Source organism: Mesorhizobium sp. CO1-1-8 (genome assembly GCF_020164875.1).
Taxonomy (GTDB): Bacteria; Pseudomonadota; Alphaproteobacteria; order Rhizobiales; family Rhizobiaceae; genus Mesorhizobium.
The window spans coordinates 553027-569963 of sequence record NZ_JAIUGZ010000002.1 but is presented as its reverse complement, the minus strand read 5'-3'; the positions used below and the strand labels follow the sequence as shown (position 1 = coordinate 569963).

Sequence of the window (16937 nt, the reverse complement as noted above, 5' to 3'; positions counted from 1 at the left end):
ACCACTCCCGGCTGGTGCGGCCGCATGAAACGAGGAGGACGGATGGGCGCCGGAGCCTTGATCCAGGACGTGGAACCCGAGAACGCCGAGCGTCAGCGATGGCTCGCCTTGGCGCAAAAGGCATTGGCAGGCGCTTCCTTCGAGGAAAAGCTGGTCTCGCACAGCGACGACAACATCCGTATCGAACCGCTCTACGACCGCAGCACCGCGGCGGAACCGATCGTACGCGCAAACCCGAAATCGCCATGGATCGTCAGCCAGCGAGTCGACGATCCGGACATCGACCGCGCCAGAAACCAAGCGCTGGAGGATGTGGCACAGGGCGCCACGGGATTGTCGCTGGTCTTCGAAGGGGCGCCGAACGCGTTCGGCTACGGCTTGCCGAGAACGGCGGAGGCGTTGGAGGCGGTGCTGGACGGCATACCGCTCAACCGCATCCAGGTTCGCATCGACGCCCATCCCTGGAGCCGCGCCGTGGCCGACTGGCTGGTCGCGTTCCTGAGCAAGCGGCGGTCGGACCCGGCAAAACTCAACCTCTCCTTCGGCATCGATCCGGCGGCGATCTTCGCGGGAACCGGTCGGCTGCGTATGTCGATCGAGGCGCTGCAGGCCTCTATGCCGCAGTCGCTGGCGCATTTCTTCGCGATGGGCGTTCCGGGCGTGCTGCTGGAAGCTGACGGGCGCGTGTTCCACAATGCCGGCGCCACGGAAGCGCAGGAACTTGGCATCATGCTGGCTTCAGCTGTCTCCTATCTCAGAATGTTCGAGACGGCGCGGCAGCCGCTTGTCTATGCTGCGCCTCATATCGGTTTTGCGCTCAGCGTCGACCAGGACCAGTTGCTGTCGACGGCCAAGATACGGGCACTGCGCAGGCTATGGGCGCGGGTGCAGGAGGCTTGTTCGATCCCGACATCCACCGCCAATATCCATGCCGAGACGTCGTTTCGCATGATGACGGCGATGGATTCGGAGACCAACATCCTGCGCACCACCATTGCATGCTTTGCCGCGGCATTCGGCGGCGCCGATTCGATCTCCATCCTGCCGCACACGATCGCGCATGGTCTCCCGGCTGGCTTTGCCCGTCGTGTTGCCCGCAACGCGCAGCTGATCATGGCCAATGAAAGCCATATCGATCATGTCACCGATCCCGCCTATGGTTCCGGCGCTGTCGAGGCGCTGACCGCGGAATTGTGCGAGTTGGCCTGGGCGGAATTGCAGACGATCGAAGCCGAGGGCGGTGTCCTGTCCAGCCTTCAGGACGGACACATCCAGAAGCGCGTCCACGCAGCGGCGGAGCAGCGCAATGCAGCCTACCGCACAGGCGAACGGGCCATCATCGGCACCACGCTCTACCCATCGAAAGACGAACGCCCGGTCGAGACGCTGGCGGCGGAACGGCGACCGGCCTTCACCGAAGGCGTTGCCGTCTGCGAGGCTCTGTTTCCAGTCCGCATCGACCAGGCGATCGGAGCCACCTCTTGATCCCGGATTTCGGCCAGATCGGCTGGGTCCCGCCACGCCGCGCTCCCGTGGAGGTCAAAGGCCAGCGGACCACGCCGGAAGGGCTCGTCGCCAAGCATCTGTACAATCAAAGCGACCTCAAGGGGTTGCCGCATCTCGACACCTATCCCGGCCTGCCACCCTTCGTGCGCGGCCCCTACCCGACCATGTATGTCCAGCAGCCCTGGACGATCCGGCAATATGCCGGTTTCTCGACCGCCGAAGATTCCAACGCCTTTTACCGGCGCAACCTTGCCGCTGGCCAGAAGGGGCTGTCGGTCGCCTTCGATCTCGCGACGCATCGCGGCTATGACAGCGATCATCCGCGCGTTGCCGGCGATGTCGGCATGGCGGGCGTCGCCATCGATTCCATCCTCGACATGCGGCAGCTCTTCGAGGGCATTCCGCTCGGCGAGATGACGGTATCGATGACGATGAACGGCGCGGTGCTGCCTATCATGGCGCTTTACATCGTCGCGGCGGAAGAACAGGGCGTTGCGCAGAAGGATCTCGCCGGAACCATTCAGAACGACATTCTGAAGGAGTTCATGGTCCGCAACACCTACATCTATCCGCCGAAACCCTCGATGCGGATCGTGTCGGACATCTTCTCGTACACGTCGAAGAACATGCCGAAGTTCAATTCGATATCGATCTCCGGCTATCACATGCAGGAGGCCGGCGCGACGGCCGACCTTGAGCTCGCCTACACGATCGCCGATGGTATCGAATATGCCCGCGCCGGCGTCGCGGCGGGCCTCGACATCGATCGCTTTGCGCCGCGCCTGTCCTTCTTCTGGGCGATCGGCATGAACTTCTTCATGGAAGTCGCCAAGCTGCGGGCTGCGCGCCTGCTGTGGGCGACCTTGATGGAGAAGAATTTTTTGCCCAAGGACGAGCGTTCGCTGTCGCTGCGCACCCATTGCCAGACCTCGGGCTGGTCGCTGACGGCGCAGGACCCCTACAACAACATCGTCCGCACCATGATCGAGGCGATGGCCGCTACGCAGGGGCACACGCAGTCGCTGCACACCAATTCCTTCGACGAGGCGATGGCGCTGCCGACCGACCATTCGGCGCGGATCGCCCGCAACACGCAGCTCATCCTGCAGAAGGAATCCGGCACCACGCGCATCATCGATCCGTGGGGCGGCTCGGCCTATCTCGAACGGTTGACGCATGACCTGGCGGCGCGCGCGCTTGCCCATATCGAGGAGGTCGAGGCGCTCGGCGGCATGGCCGCCGCGACTGAACAAGGCATTCCCAAGCTGCGCATCGAGGAAGCCGCCGCGCGCACGCAGGCGCGCATCGATTCCGGCGAGCAGATGCTGGTCGGCGTCAACGCCTATCGCCCCGAGACCGACATCGAGGTCGACGTGCTGAAAATCGACAATGCCGAGGTCAGGGCCCGGCAATTGTCGAAGCTGCAACGGCTGAAGGGCACACGCGACGTCGGCGCGGTCGAGAGCGCGCTCGATGCGCTTACCCGTGCCGCGCAAGGCAATGAGAACCTGCTGGAGTTCGCCATCCGCGCCGCGCGTGCCAATGCTACGGTCGGTGAAATCTCGTTTGCGCTGGAGAAAGTCTTTGGCCGCCACGTCGCCACGGTGCAGACCATTTCCGGCGTCTATCGCAAGGCTCTCGGCGATAATTCCGTCGTCGACGGCCTGCAGGACAAGCTTGAAGCCTTCGAGAAGAAAACCGGCGGCAAGCCGCGCATTCTCGTTGCCAAGATGGGACAGGACGGCCACGACCGTGGCCAGAAGGTCATCGCCACGGCCTTCGCCGATCTCGGCTTCGACGTCACCGTCGGCGCGATGTTCCAGACACCCGACGAGATCGCCAGGCTGGCGGTCGCACAAGACGTTCATATCGTCGGCGCCTCGTCGCTGGCGGCGGGACATCTGACGCTGATCCCCGAACTGCGCGACGCGCTGAAAAAGCTCGGCCGAGGCGACATGCTGATCGTCGCCGGTGGCGTCATTCCACCGCAGGACTATGATGCGGTGCTGCAAGCAGGCGCGGCGGAAATCTTCCCACCGGGCACGGTCATTCCGGAGGCGGCGGACCGTTTGCTGGAACGGCTGCTGGCCAGGGAGTAGGGATGCTGCATCTCTAGAAAGGTTGTGCTAGACTAAACATGCAACCAAGGCGCAGTAACCGTGAAGACGATCATCCACAAACTCGACGACGGATCAGACGCCCTGATCTTGCCACGGGAAATGCTGGACAGCTTGAACCTGCAATCGGGCGATCAGCTCCAGATCATCGAAACTGATGACGGCATCATTTTAAGACCGGTCGCCGGCAGGTTCGAACGGCAGATGAAGGCCGCACGTGAGGTCATGGACAAGTATCAGGTCGGGCTTCAGAAACTCGCCAAATGACCCGCCAATCAATGCTGCGGATTTGAGACGTTCTAGCTCTCGGAGAGCTTGACGATTTCCCATTCCTTGCCGTTGACGCTGGCCACGTCGCCGACCTTCTTGCCGAACAGGGCCACGGCCATCGGCGACACATGCGAAATGCTACCCTTGGCGGGATCAGCCTCGTCTTCGCCAACGATTTTCCAGTGCACCTTCCTGCCGTCGTCGCCCTCGATCGTGACGCCCATGCCGAAGCGTACCAGGTCGCTGCCCGGCTCCGGCACGGAGAGCTCGGCGCTTTCACGCCGGGCGGTCCAATAGCGCAGGTCGCGCGACACGACCGCGATACGCTCGCGGTCGGCTTTCCGTTCGGCCTTCGCCAGGAGATCGCGCAGATCGGCCAGATTTTCCTCGATCTGCGCCAGGCCGCGTTCCGTCACCAGATTGCGATGCTGGCTGACCGGCCGCTCACCGACACCGGCGATGGCATTTTCGCTGTCTTCCTCACGGGTGAAAGCTCTGCTCATTTCCTGAACTTAGGCGCGGAAAGGCTGCTCGACAAGCCATTGTCGTTTCCGTCGAGAGGAGAGGCAGACCGTCTGGCACGATTCCTGCGACGCCAAGGTTGAACGCTGGGATTCTGTGCCGATGTTGAACAGACGAACGCTGCTGACCGGAACCGCCGGCTTCGCCGTCATGGGCCTTGCGCTCGGCAAGGCGGGCGCTGCCAGCCTGACCGGCATCGAGAAAGCCTCGATGCGCGGCTCGATCAATGCCACCGAACTCGGCGTGCAGCCCGGCACATCAGACGATCAGAGCAGGGCCTTCGCCAAGCTGGTGCGCGATGCGAACGATCGCGACATGCCGGTGTTCCTGCCGCCCGGCACCTATGTCGTGTCCAACCTCTCGCTGCCCAGCCGCGTGCGTCTTTCCGGGGTGCCGGGCGCGACGCGCATCGTTTACGGCGGTGACGGCCACCTGTTCATGACTGAGCAGGCCGACCATATCGAACTTAGCGGGCTGGTCTTCGACGGTGCAAGCCGTTCGATGGGCGATTATGCGCAAGGGCTGCTCGATCTGCGCCGTATCGCGCACCTCGTCGTCGACAATTGCCAGATCACCGGCAGCGGCAAGAACGGACTGGCGCTGGAACACGCGGCGGGCCGGGTCGAGCGCTCGGACATATCGGGGGCTGCCGATGCCGGCATCTATTCGGTCGAGGCCGGCGGACTGGCGATCACGGGCAACGCCGTCTCCGACTGCGCCAATGGCGGCATCCTCGTGCACCGCTGGCAAGCGGCGGAAGACGGCACCATGGTCACTGGCAACCGCGTCCAACGCATCCAGGCGCGCAGCGGCGGAACCGGACAGAACGGCAATGGCATCAATGCATTCCGGGCCGGCAATGTCGTCATCTCGGGCAACATCGTCTCGGACTGCGCCTTTTCGGCGATCCGGGCCAATAGCGCCAGCAATTTGCAGATATCGGGCAACACCTGTTCGCGCTCGGGCGAAACAGCGGTCTATTCCGAATTCTCGTTCGAAGGCGCCATCATCAGCAACAACATCGTCGACGGTGCCGCCAACGGCATCTCGATCGTCAATTTCAACGAAGGCGGCCGTATGGGCGTCTGCTCGGGCAACATCGTGCGCAATCTGTCGACCAGCGGCCCCTACCCCGCCGACTCGCCGGGATTTGGCGTCGGCATCGGCGTCGAAGCCGACACCACCGTTTCCAACAACGTCATCGAGAACGCGCCGCTCTATGGCATGCAGATCGGCTGGGGCCCGTATCTGCGCAATGTCGTGGCCACCGGCAACATAATCCGCAAGGCAGGAACCGGCATCGTCGTATCCGTCGTCGAGGGTGCAGGCACGGCCATCATCTCCGACAATGTCATTGACGGCGCGCAGAATGGCGCGGTTGTCGGCCAGCGCTGGGCGGAGCCGGCGACAGGCGATCTCGCCTCGTCAGACGGTAGCGGCTATGCGCATCTGACCGTCGAGCGCAATCACATCAGTTGAGGCCGGTTTAGTTCAAGGCCGCGGTGGGCCTCAGCGCCCCGACCTTGGCACCGTTCCGGCTTTCGATCGGCGTGTTTGCCAATTCGAGCAGCTTCGCCGCCAAGACCTCGTCGGCACGAAACAGTTTGGCAAGGACGGCGGCAACCATGGCTTCGCCAGCGCGGCCGGCGCCATCATCGCATTTGAGCGCAATGCCGAGGCCAAGTTCCGGAATTGCGGCACAATGGACGCCTTCGGCGCCGCCCTTCGTGAAAATCCGCCCTGGTGCGGCCTCCATCAACGCGACGTCTTCGCGGCCGCTGCCGGCAACGAAGAAGGGCTCGGCCATGCAGGCGGAAAGCAGCCGCTTTGCAGCCTTGGCTCGCTCTGGGCCAAAACCTGATGTCGTGGCCATGCGGGCAAAGCCGAGCGCGAAGCTCCTGAGCGGCACCGCATAGGTTGGGATCGAACAGCCATCGATGGCACGCTGGTCCGCGCCATGGACAGCGCCCGTCACCGATTGCATGGCATCGCGGACCATCTCCTGCAGGTCGTGTCCCGGCTTGACATAGCCGCGGTGGGCAATGCCGGCGTGGACGCATGTGCAGAGGAAGCCGGAATGCTTGCCGGAACAATTGTTGTGCAATGCGTTCGGCGAGCCGCCGGCGCGGGCGAGTGCAATCTCGGCGTCATGATTGGACGGCCAATGCGTGCCGCATTCGAGCGCTGATCCGTCCAGCCCGGCCTTGGCCAGCATGGATCGCGCAAGGTCGACATGTGCCGGCTCGCCCGAATGAGACGCACAGGCAAGCGCCAGCTCGCGGTTGCCGAAACCATAGGCATCCGCCGCCCCGCTTTCGACCAGCGGCAAGGCCTGGATCGCCTTGACCGCCGAGCGCGGAAATACCGGCTTGGCCGTATCGCCGATCTCCCAGACCGGTTTGCCGTCGGCATCGAAGACCGCGACCGAGCCGCGATGCGCGCTCTCGACGATCGCGCCGCGCAACACTTCGATCAGAACCGGATTTGTCATGAACCCTCCCGCTAGCGCATGACCTCAAAAATCGGACCCGATTTTCGAGGTCATGCGCAAAATCAAAGTGTTACAGCGTCCTTTGCGCGCCCCAAAAGGCGCGCGGCGCTGTAGTGCGGGCGGTTTATCTGATCCGGTCGAGAATGGAAACGTAGTTGGCGACCGCTGCACCGCCCATATTGAAGATGCCGCCAAGTTTTGCACCCTGCACCTGGATGCCGCCGGCCTCGCCGACAAGCTGCATGGCGGTCAAGACATGCATCGATACGCCTGTGGCGCCGATCGGATGGCCCTTGGCTTTCAGCCCGCCGGATGGATTGACCGGCAGGCGACCATCCTTGGCCGTCGTGCCGTCGAGCGCCAGTCTGGCGCCCTCTCCCGGCTTGGCCAGACCCATCGCCTCATATTCGATCAGTTCGGCAATGGTGAAGCAGTCATGCGTTTCGACGAAGGAGAGATCGTCGAGCGTCACGCCGGCGTTCTTAAGCGCCCGAGTCCAGGCCTGCTCGCACCCTTCGAAGGTCAGGATGTCGCGCTTCGACATCGGCAGGAAATCCTGCACATGCTCGTTGGCGCGGAACGCAACGGCACGACGCATCTTCAGCGCCGTCGCGGTGTCAGCGAGGATAAGGGCAGCGGCACCGTCGGAGACCAGCGAACAGTCGGTGCGCTTCAGGGGACCGGCGACGAACGGGTTCTTCTCGCTCTCCTGGCGGCAGAACTCATAGCCGAAATCCTTGCGCATCTGCGCATAGGGGTTGTCGACGCCATTCTTGTGGTTCTTGGCGGCAATCATCGCCAGCGCGTCCGACTGGTCGCCATAGCGCTGGAAATAGGCCTGCGCGATCTTGCCGAAGACGCCGGCGAAACCCGCCGGCGTATCGCCGTCCTCGGGCAGATAGGACGCCTTGAGCAGGTTCTTGCCGATCTCTGGCCCCGGCGTCGTCGTCATCTGCTCGGCGCCGACCACCAGCACGATGCGGGCGGCATTGGCGTCGATGGCGCGGATGCCTTGGCGGACCGCCGCCGATCCGGTGGCACAAGCGTTCTCGACGCGCGTCGCCGGCTTGAAGCGCAGCCGGTCGTCGGCCTGAAGCACCAGGCTGGCGGTGAAATCCTGCGCCGAAAAGCCGGCGTTGAAGTGGCCGAGCACGATTTCGTCGACCTCGTCGGGACCGATGCCGGCATGGTCGAGCGCGTCCGTGGCCACCTTGACGATGAGGTTTTCGAGCGTTTCGCCCTCGAGCTTGCCAAAGCGCGAATGCGCCCAGCCAACGATGCATGCGGTCATGGCGGTCTCCATCCTTGGCGCCAGCCTAGCCGTGTGGGCTCAGGGCGCACGTCGCGTCTATTGTTCAAAGATAAACAATCGTGTCGGCTTCGTGAAGGGCTTGAGGCGGACAATCGCTTGGTACAGCCGAGATCGCGGCCGATTTTTTTGTTGATTGACGCGTCAATAAAAAATAATCCTGTTTCTCAAAGGATCATGGCGAGATGCCGAAAATCGGAATGGAACCGCTGCGCCGCAAGGCGCTGATCGACGCGACGATCTCGGCGATCGGCGAGCGCGGCTCGCTCGACGTGACCATGTCCGAGATCGCCGGACGCGCCGGGGTTTCGTCGGCCCTTGCCCATCACTATTTCGGCGCCAAGGACGAGTTGTTGCTGGCGACGATGCGGCCATCCTGGCCGAACTGACCATCGACTTGCGACGCGCCCTTCAATCGGCTGCCACCCCGCGCGAAAGGGTCTCGGCGGTGGTCGCCGTCAACTTTTCCGACATCCAGTTCCAGCCGGAAACCATCGCCGCCTGGCTCGCCTTCTACGTCGAGGCGCAGAAATCATCGGCCTTGCGCCGGCTGCTCAAGGTCTACGCGCGGCGGCTGCATTCGAACCTGATGAGCGGGCTGACCGGCATCCTGCCCAGAGCCGAAGCCGACCGCGCCGCCGAAGCGACCGCGGCGATGATCGACGGGCTCTACATCAGGCGGGCGCTGAAAGACGGCGTGCCTGATGCCGCGACCGCGATCGCGCTGGTCGAGGACTATCTTGAAACCAAACTCGGCGAGCGGCGCAAAAAGTGACAATTAAGCGACCCAATTTTCTGATCGTCATGGTCGATCAGCTCAACGGAACCCTGTTTCCGGACGGCCCGGCGGAGTTTCTGCACACACCGCACCTGAAAGCGTTGGCCGCGCGTTCGGCGCGCTTTGCCAACAACTACACGGCCTCGCCGCTCTGCGCGCCGGGCCGTGCTTCGTTCATGAGCGGACAGTTGCCGTCGCGCACCGGCGTCTATGACAATGCGGCCGAATTCGCCTCATCGATCCCGACCTTTGCCCATCATTTGCGCGCCGCCGGCTACTACACCTGCCTGTCGGGCAAGATGCATTTCGTTGGGCCGGACCAGTTGCACGGTTTCGAGGAGCGGCTGACCACCGACATTTATCCTGCCGATTTCGGCTGGACGCCGGATTACCGCAAGCCCGGCGAGCGTATCGACTGGTGGTATCACAATCTGGGCTCGGTGACCGGCGCAGGCGTCGCCGAGATCACCAACCAGATGGAGTATGACGACGAGGTCGTGTTCCTTGCCACGCAGAAGCTCTATCAACTTTCGCGCGAACAGGACGATGCGAACCATCGGCCCTGGTGCCTCACCGTCTCGCTGTCGCACCCGCACGATCCCTATGTCGCGCGCAAGCAATATTGGGATCTCTATGAGCATTGTCAGGCGCTGGACCCGGAAACCGGGTTCATCGCGCATGACGAGCAGGATGCGCATTCCCGGCGGCTGTACCACGCCAGCGACTATCCTTCTTTCGAGATCACGCCGGAACAGGTGCGTCGTTCGCGGCGCGGCTATTTCGCCAACATCTCCTATGTCGACGACAAGCTCGGCGAGATCCTGGACGTTCTCGAGCGCACCCGCATGGCCAACGACACAATCATCCTGTTCTGCTCGGATCACGGCGACATGCTCGGCGAGCGCGGCCTGTGGTTCAAGATGAGCTTCTTCGAGGGCTCGGCGCGGGTGCCGCTGATGATTGCCGGCAAGGGCGTTCACGCCGGGCTGATCGAGACGCCGGTTTCCAATCTCGACGTGGCGCCGACGCTTTGCGACCTCGCCGGCATCGACATCGCTGCGATCGCGCCGTGGACCGACGGCCAGTCGCTGCTGCCGCTCACCGAGGGCGTTGAACGCACCGCGCCGGTGTTGATGGAGTATGCAGCCGAAGGGTCCAACGCGCCTTTGGTGGCGATCCGCGACGGCAGATACAAATTCGTCCATTGCGAGCTCGATCCGCCGCAACTGTTCGATCTCGAAGCCGATCCGCTCGAACGGGTCAATCTGGCCGACGACCCCGCCAATGCGGGCCTGGTGGCGGCCTTCATGGACAAGGTCGAGGCGCGCTGGGACATGGCCGGCTTCGATGCTGCCGTGCGCGAAAGCCAGGCGCGCCGCTGGGTCGTCTATCCGGCGCTGCGCAACGGCGCCTACTACCCCTGGGATTTCCAGCCGCTGCAAAAGGCGTCCGAGCGTTACATGCGCAATCACATGAACCTCGACAATCTCGAAGAGAGCAAAAGGTATCCGCGAGGCGAATGATGTCAGACCTTCTCGTCCCCTCCATCGACCACCTCAAGCAGGCCTATGCCGTCACATCCAGGGCAACGCAGATCACGCCGCTGCTGGAATCGACAGCACTGGCCAGGGAGACGGGGGCGGCCCGCGTCTTCATCAAGCCGGAATCGCTGCAATGGGCCGGCTCATTCAAGGTGCGCGGCGCGTATTGGCGCCTGAAGCAGCTTTCAGCTGACGAAGCGAAGAAGGGCGTCGTTGCCTACTCCTCCGGCAATTTCGCGCAAGGGCTGGCGGCCGCCGGCCAGGCGCTCGGCATTCCCGTCACCATCGTCATGCCGATCGACGCACCGGCCGCCAAGCGTGACGCCACAGCGGGCTATGGCGCGCGCGTCGTGCTAACCGACCATGGCGAGCGCGCGCGAGAGGAAGTCGCCGCCGCCAAGGCACGTGAGATCGCTGAAACCGAAGGCTTGGCCCTGCTGCATCCCTTCGACGATCCGGAGATCGTCGCCGGCCAAGCGGGCGCCGGCCTCGAGGCGCTCGACCAGCTCGCCGCCAAGAACGCCAGCGCCGACCTCTTGTTCTGCTCGGTCGGGGGTGGTGGGCTGATCGGCGGCGTTTCGCTCGCGTTCCACTATCTGTCGCCCGTCACTGAGATCATCGGCGTCGAGCCGGAGGGTTTCAATGGCATGGGCTCCTCGCTGGCACATGGCAGCATCGAGACGATGCCGATCGGGCCGAAATCGATCTGCGACGGTTTGATGTCGCGACGGCCGGGCGATGCTCCGTTTGCCGCGGTGCAGACGGCAGGTGTTCGCGGCATCACCGTCGATGATCAATCGGTGCGGCGCGCCATGCGGATCGCCTTCGAGCGCATGAAGCTGGTGCTCGAACCATCGGGGGCGGCATCGCTCGCAGCACTGCTCGGCGGCAAGGTGGATGTGAAGGACAAGACCGTCCTTGTTGTTGCTACCGGCGGCAATGTCTCGCTCGCCGATTTTATGGCGCATATGAACCATGCTTGAAGCAGATTTCGTCATCATCGGCTCCGGCTCGGCCGGCTCGGCCATGGCCTATCGCCTGTCCGAGGACGGCAGGCATTCGGTCATCGTCATCGAATTCGGTGGCACCGATATCGGACCGCTGATCCAGATGCCGTCGGCGCTGTCGATCCCGCTCAACATGAGCCTCTATGACTGGGGCTTTGCCAGCGAGCCGGAACCGCATCTCGGCGGCCGCGTGCTGGCGACACCGCGCGGCAAGGTCATCGGCGGCTCGTCCTCGATCAACGGCATGGTCTATGTGCGCGGCCACGCCCGTGACTTCGACCATTGGGCCGAAGAGGGTGCGGCCGGCTGGGGCTTCGCCGACGTGCTCCCCTATTTCAGGCGCATGGAAGACTCGGACGGTGGCGAGGATGGCTGGCGGGGCAAAAGTGGTCCGCTGCATGTACAGCGCGGCTCGCGCCGCAATCCGCTCTACGGCGCCTTTGTCGAGGCCGGCCGCCAAGCCGGGTTCGAACTGACCGACGACTACAACGGCTCCAAGCAGGAAGGGTTTGGGCCGATGGAGCAGACCATCAACGGCGGCCGCCGCTGGTCGGCGGCATCAGCCTATCTGAAGCCGGCGCTGAAGCGCAAAAATGTGAGTCTGGTCAGGGGCTTTGCGCGGCGGGTGATCATTGAGAATCAGCGCGCCATCGGCGTCGAGATCGAAGCTCACAAACAGATTCAGGTCGTTAAGGCGCGACGTGAGGTGATCGTCGCCGCGTCGTCGATCAATTCGCCCAAGATCCTGATGCTGTCCGGCATCGGCCCGGCCGAACATTTGCGCGAAAACGGCATTCCGGTGGTGGTCGACAGGCCCGGCGTCGGCCGCAATTTGCAAGATCATATGGAACTCTACATCCAGCAGGAATCATTGCTGCCGATCACGCTCAATTCGGTGCTGAATCCGTTCTCGAAAGCGCTCATCGGGGCGCAGTGGCTGTTCCTCAAGACCGGGCTTGGCGCTACCAACCATTTCGAAGCGGCGGCCTTCGTGCGCTCACGTGCAGGCATCGACTACCCCGACATCCAGTACCATTTCATCCCTGCCGCTGTCCGCTATGACGGCAAGGCGGCGGCAAAGTCGCACGGCTTCCAGGCGCATGTCGGGCCAATGCGCTCGAAGTCGCGCGGCTCGGTGACGCTGCGCTCGCCGGACCCGAAATCGAAGCCGGTGATCCGCTTCAACTACATGTCGCATTCAGACGACTGGGCGGAGTTCCGCCACTGCATCCGGCTGACGCGCGAGATCTTCGGCCAGTCGGCGTTCGACCTCTATCGGGGCAAGGAAATATCTCCGGGCAGCCACGTGCAGTCGGACGACGATCTCGACATCTTCATCAGGGATCACGCAGAGAGCGCCTACCATCCTTGCGGCACCTGCAAGATGGGCCGCGCCGACGACATGATGAGTGTCGTCGATCCGGAGTGCCGGGTCATCGGCGTCGAAGGATTGCGGGTCGCCGATTCCTCGATCTTCCCGCGCGTCACCAACGGCAATCTCAATGGACCCTCGATCATGACCGGCGAGAAGGCTTCCGACCACATCCTGGGCCGCACGCCGCTGGCGCCGTCCAACCAGGAACCATGGATCAATCCGCGCTGGCAGGCGTCGGACAGATAGAGCATGATCGTGTGACTGCACGATCCGCATGCCGCGAAAGACAATCTGGAGACTTCCATGCGCGCTCAGCCCACGGCATCGCACTATGTCAACGGACGCTACATCGAGGACGAAGGCGGCGCGCCGCTGCCGGTCATCTATCCGGCAACCGGCGAGATCATCGCCATGCTGCGTTCGGCGACGCCGAACGTGCTGGAGCTCGCCGTCGAGGCAGCCCGCGCCGCGCAGCCCGCCTGGGCGCGGCTGAAGCCGGTCGAGCGCGGGCGCATCCTGCGCCGCGCCGCCGACATATTGCGCGCCCGCAACGCCGACCTCGCCCGCATCGAGACGCTGGACACCGGCAAGGCGATCCAGGAAACGCTGGTGGCGGACGCCCCTTCGGCGGCGGACTGCCTTGAATATTTCGGCGGTGCGGTTGCCGCCTACAATGGCGAGTCGGTCGATCTCGGCGGACCCTTCGCCTACACAAGGCGCGAAGCGCTCGGCGTCTGTGTCGGCATCGGCGCCTGGAACTACCCGATCCAGATAGCCGGCTGGAAATCGGCACCGGCACTCGCCATGGGCAATGCCATGGTGTTCAAGCCATCGGAAAACACGCCGCTTTCAGCACTCGCACTGGCGGAGATCTACAGCGAGGCCGGGCTGCCCGACGGGCTGTTCAACGTGGTGCAAGGCTATGGCGATGTCGGCGCCGGCCTCGTCGGCCACGATGTCGTCGCCAAGGTCTCGGTGACCGGCTCGGTGCCGACCGGCCGCAAGGTGCTGTCGCTGGCTGGCTCAAGAATGAAGCACGCTACGATGGAGCTCGGCGGCAAGTCGCCGCTGATCGTCTTCGACGACGCCGACATCGAGAACGCCATCGGCGGCGCCATGCTCGGCAATTTCTATTCGACCGGGCAGATCTGCTCCAACGGCACGCGGGTCTTCGTGCAGAGCGGCATCCACGACCGTTTCGTCGAGCGCCTGATAGAGCGGACCAAGAAAATCCGCATCGGCGACCCGCTCGATCCCGAAACCCAGATAGGGCCGCTGGTCTCCAAGGCGCAGCACGACAAGGTGGTCGGCTATATCGAGGTCGGCAAGCAGGACGGAGCTGTTCTCGCCTGCGGCGGCAACGTGCCTTCGCTGCAGGGTTTCCAGGGCGGCTTCTTCGTCGAGCCGACGGTGTTCACCGGCGTCACCGATGGCATGCGTATCGCCCGTGAAGAAATTTTCGGACCAGTGATGAGCGTGCTGAAATTCGACGGCGAGGATGAAGTGATCGACCGCGCCAACGACACCGAATTCGGTCTTGCTGCCGGCGTCTTCACGCGCGACCTGCCGCGCGCCCACCGCGTCATCGCCGAGTTGCAGGCCGGCACCTGCTGGATCAACGCCTACAATCTGACGCCGGTCGAAATCCCGTTCGGCGGCTTCAAACAGTCAGGTATCGGACGTGAGAATTCACTGGCGGCGCTGGCGCTCTATTCGCAACTGAAGTCGATCTATGTCGAGACGGGCGACGTGGCGAGCCCCTACTGATCGAGCCCTCTACGCCTTCGGATCGGCCGTGCTGTCCAGATACTGGGTCAGCGCGCAGACCAGATGATAAAAGATGCTGGCCGGCACGTCCGATGCAAGCGAGCGGCCGCGCTCATCGATGCGGTCGATCCACAGGCCGAGCGGCGCCGGATCGATGTGCCAGCGGAACAGCCGGCCGACGCGCGCTTCGATCTCAGGCTTGAGATCAGGGCCGCCCGAACCGTCCAGCGCGATCGCCGCCTTCACCGCTTCGGCCTGCGGCCAACTGCGCGATATCAGGTCGAGCGGCAGGGCCTGCCTGGAGACGGCGCCATAGGCAAGGCCGGTGGCGCGGTTGAGCCCATTGGCGACGGCTGAGGCGTAGAGTTTCCTGGCAAAGCCGCTCAACTCGGCCTGCCCGCTACGCGCGGCGAAATCGACCAGCAGCGAGGCCCATTCGAAGTGATGGCCGGGTTCGGTCCATGAGCCTTTCTCTCCGGCGGAGGGTTTCCATTCGGCGTCGAAATACTCGCCAAGCGTCCAGCTTTCCGGATCGAAGAAATGACTGCGGAAGAGGTCGATGATACGCGCCGCGCGGCGCAGGTGCGCGCGCTCGCCGGTCGCCTGGTGCCAAGCGAGGAAGGCCTCGAGCAGGTGCATATGCGGGTTGGAGCGGCGCTCGCCTTTGCCGTCCGATGTCTCAAGGAAGCCGGTCATGCGGCTGTCTTCGAGATGCGCATCGAGAAAGGCGAAGGTTTCCTCGCCGAGGCGCAAGGCGTCGGCATTGCCAGACATATGCGCATGCGCCAGTGCCAGGAGGACGCAGGAATGATCGTAGGCATCCTCGGTGGCGTCGGCGACCGAACCGTCGACATTCAGCGTCCGAACCCAGCCGCCTTTGTCGGTGCGGCCCTTGCTGGCCATGAAGGCGATGCCGTGGCTGATCAGCCGGTCGGCCGGACCGTCCCAACCGCGCGCCCGGGCGACGGCGAAGGCATAGACCTGCCTTGCCATGGTGCGCATGCGCTTGGGCTTCATCAACGGCGAAGCGTCCAGGCCAAGCGCTTCGTGAAAACCACCATGGCGTTCGTCGACGCCCGATGTCGACCACAGCGGCAAGGTCTCCTGAAACAGCCAGTGGTGCACGCGCCGCCGCCAGGCCCCGCTTTCGATGACGCGGTCATGCGCCGGCGTGAACCTGGTTTCCAGGCGACCCGATTTTTCAAGCTGCTCGACGATCTTCTTGACGTGTTGGCTGTGGCTGACGGGAGCGACGAAGGTGGCATCCGATGTCGAAACGATGGCGATGTCCTTCATGCCGATCGCCGACAGCAGGCGGCCGTCGCTGCGGATGTAGGAATTCTGGCAATCGATGGCGACGACATCGCCGATGATGACATTGCCCCGGTCGTCCGCGGGGCCGACATCGAGCAGCGACTGCCATGAGCCGAGATCGTTCCAGCGGAAGCCGGCCGGCACCATCGCGATGTCTTTTGCCCGCTCCATTATGGCGTAGTCGATCGAGTTCGACGGAATGGCGGCGTAGAGTTCCAGCGGCATGTAAAGGCCGGACAGATCCGATGTCGCTGCCTTGTAGGCTGCTTCGGTGGCCTGCCAGATATCCGGCTGGAACGCTATGAAAGCGTCACGCATGGTGCTGGCGCGAAACAGGAAGATGCCGGTGTTCCAGTAGAAATTTCCGGCCTTGAGATAGCTCTGCGCAGTCGCAAGATCCGGCTTTTCGACGAAGCGCGACACGCCGAAGATGCCGCCGCTTTCGGCCGCGACCTCAATATAGCCGTAGCCGGTCTCTGGTTGCGTCGGCTTGATGCCGAACACCACCAGCCCGCCCTCGCGTGCAGCCTGCGTACCTGCTTCGACACTCTGCCAGAATTGGCGCGGGGTCGATATCTCGTGATCCGACGGCACCACCAGCACCAGGCTGTCGCCGAACTCGGACAATGTGCGTAGCGTCGCCAGTGCGACGGCGGCGGCTGTGTTGCGTCCGGTCGGCTCGAACAGCGGCCCGCCGCCGGCGAGGTCGAGGCCGGCAAGATCGGCGTGGACGCGATCGGCATGGCGCTCCGCGGCGATCAGGAAGATCGGCGTTTCGCCCTCCGGCCGGGCCGTCAGCCGACGCAAGGTCTTGGCCAGCATCGAGCCGTCGCCCGACAGGTCGTGGAACTGCTTGGGATTGTCCTCGCGCGACAGCGGCCACAACCGCGAGCCGACGCCGCCGCTCATGACAAAACTGACAATCCGCTCGGTCATTCAA

The 16937-nt window shown here is 63.7% G+C and carries 12 protein-coding genes and 1 pseudogene; 9 read left to right on the top strand and 4 right to left on the bottom strand.

Annotated features, from left to right (window positions below):
* Positions 1-42: 42 nt before the first annotated feature.
* The 3 genes from LB558_RS06060 to LB558_RS06050 are packed head-to-tail and all read left to right on the top strand — an operon-like array spanning position 43 to position 3890.
* Positions 43-1485 carry a methylmalonyl-CoA mutase subunit beta gene (locus LB558_RS06060; RefSeq protein WP_224696672.1) on the top strand — a complete coding sequence of 481 codons (1443 nt, stop codon included), beginning with the start codon at positions 43-45 and terminating at the stop codon, positions 1483-1485.
* Complete coding sequence (scpA, locus tag LB558_RS06055; protein WP_224696671.1) at positions 1482-3605, top strand: methylmalonyl-CoA mutase; 2124 nt, start codon at positions 1482-1484, stop codon at positions 3603-3605. The genes LB558_RS06060 and scpA overlap by 4 nt, the downstream gene beginning before the upstream one ends.
* A 60-nt stretch (positions 3606-3665) precedes the next feature.
* Positions 3666-3890, top strand: coding sequence for an AbrB/MazE/SpoVT family DNA-binding domain-containing protein (locus LB558_RS06050; protein ID WP_224696670.1), 225 nt, complete (start codon positions 3666-3668; stop codon positions 3888-3890).
* A 32-nt stretch (positions 3891-3922) separates the two neighbouring features.
* Here LB558_RS06050 and greA read toward each other — a convergent pair whose 3' ends face one another.
* Positions 3923-4396 (bottom strand): transcription elongation factor GreA, encoded by a 474-nt coding sequence (greA, locus tag LB558_RS06045; protein WP_224696669.1) that lies wholly within the window; start codon positions 4394-4396, stop codon positions 3923-3925.
* Positions 4397-4517: 121 nt separating this feature from the next.
* Here greA and LB558_RS06040 point away from each other — a divergent pair, with 121 nt between their 5' ends.
* Positions 4518-5894 (top strand): TIGR03808 family TAT-translocated repetitive protein, encoded by a 1377-nt coding sequence (locus tag LB558_RS06040; protein ID WP_224696668.1) that lies wholly within the window; start codon positions 4518-4520, stop codon positions 5892-5894.
* A 7-nt stretch (positions 5895-5901) separates the two neighbouring features.
* Here LB558_RS06040 and LB558_RS06035 read toward each other — a convergent pair whose 3' ends face one another.
* Both LB558_RS06035 and LB558_RS06030 read right to left on the bottom strand, forming a co-directional pair.
* Positions 5902-6906: an asparaginase gene (locus tag LB558_RS06035; RefSeq protein ID WP_224696667.1), complete on the bottom strand. Its 1005-nt coding sequence runs from the start codon at positions 6904-6906 to the stop codon at positions 5902-5904.
* Between the two features lie 124 nt (positions 6907-7030).
* On the bottom strand, positions 7031-8197 hold the full coding sequence (locus LB558_RS06030; RefSeq protein ID WP_224696666.1) for an acetyl-CoA acetyltransferase: 1167 nt from the start codon (positions 8195-8197) through the stop codon (positions 7031-7033).
* A gap of 203 nt (positions 8198-8400) precedes the next feature.
* On the opposite strand from LB558_RS06030, the pseudogene betI reads away from it, so the two are divergent.
* The 5 genes and pseudogenes from betI to betB all read left to right on the top strand — a co-directional run bounded on the left by betI (position 8401) and on the right by betB (position 14683).
* Positions 8401-8990, top strand: a pseudogene (gene betI, locus LB558_RS06025) (choline-responsive transcriptional repressor BetI).
* On the top strand, positions 8987-10516 hold the full coding sequence (gene betC / locus LB558_RS06020; RefSeq protein ID WP_224696665.1) for a choline-sulfatase: 1530 nt from the start codon (positions 8987-8989) through the stop codon (positions 10514-10516). The pseudogene betI and the gene betC overlap by 4 nt, the downstream one beginning before the upstream one ends.
* Positions 10516-11517 carry a threonine/serine dehydratase gene (locus LB558_RS06015; RefSeq protein WP_127257244.1) on the top strand — a complete coding sequence of 334 codons (1002 nt, stop codon included), beginning with the start codon at positions 10516-10518 and terminating at the stop codon, positions 11515-11517. The genes betC and LB558_RS06015 overlap by 1 nt, the downstream gene beginning before the upstream one ends.
* A complete protein-coding gene (betA, locus tag LB558_RS06010) occupies positions 11510-13162 on the top strand; it encodes a choline dehydrogenase (protein WP_224696664.1) in 1653 nt (550 codons plus the stop codon). The genes LB558_RS06015 and betA overlap by 8 nt, the downstream gene beginning before the upstream one ends.
* A 57-nt stretch (positions 13163-13219) precedes the next feature.
* Positions 13220-14683, top strand: coding sequence for a betaine-aldehyde dehydrogenase (gene betB / locus LB558_RS06005; protein ID WP_224696663.1), 1464 nt, complete (start codon positions 13220-13222; stop codon positions 14681-14683).
* 9 nt (positions 14684-14692) lie between these two features.
* On the opposite strand, the gene LB558_RS06000 is transcribed toward betB, so the two are convergent.
* Positions 14693-16933, bottom strand: a complete 2241-nt coding sequence (locus tag LB558_RS06000) for a mannose-1-phosphate guanylyltransferase/mannose-6-phosphate isomerase (RefSeq protein WP_224696662.1) — start codon at positions 16931-16933, stop codon at positions 14693-14695.
* Positions 16934-16937 lie beyond the last annotated feature (4 nt).

Excerpts from the sequence above, each read along its gene's own strand:
- LB558_RS06060 (WP_224696672.1), top strand. The coding sequence starts at position 43 with ATGGGCGCCGGAGCCTTGATCCAGGACGTGGAACCCGAGAACGCCGAG.
- greA (WP_224696669.1), bottom strand. The coding sequence starts at position 4,396 with ATGAGCAGAGCTTTCACCCGTGAGGAAGACAGCGAAAATGCCATCGCC.
- LB558_RS06040 (WP_224696668.1), top strand. The coding sequence starts at position 4,518 with ATGTTGAACAGACGAACGCTGCTGACCGGAACCGCCGGCTTCGCCGTC.
- LB558_RS06035 (WP_224696667.1), bottom strand. The coding sequence starts at position 6,906 with ATGACAAATCCGGTTCTGATCGAAGTGTTGCGCGGCGCGATCGTCGAG.
- LB558_RS06030 (WP_224696666.1), bottom strand. The coding sequence starts at position 8,197 with ATGACCGCATGCATCGTTGGCTGGGCGCATTCGCGCTTTGGCAAGCTC.
- LB558_RS06015 (WP_127257244.1), top strand. The coding sequence starts at position 10,516 with ATGTCAGACCTTCTCGTCCCCTCCATCGACCACCTCAAGCAGGCCTAT.
- betA (WP_224696664.1), top strand. The coding sequence starts at position 11,510 with ATGCTTGAAGCAGATTTCGTCATCATCGGCTCCGGCTCGGCCGGCTCG.
- betB (WP_224696663.1), top strand. The coding sequence starts at position 13,220 with ATGCGCGCTCAGCCCACGGCATCGCACTATGTCAACGGACGCTACATC.
- LB558_RS06000 (WP_224696662.1), bottom strand. The coding sequence starts at position 16,933 with ATGACCGAGCGGATTGTCAGTTTTGTCATGAGCGGCGGCGTCGGCTCG.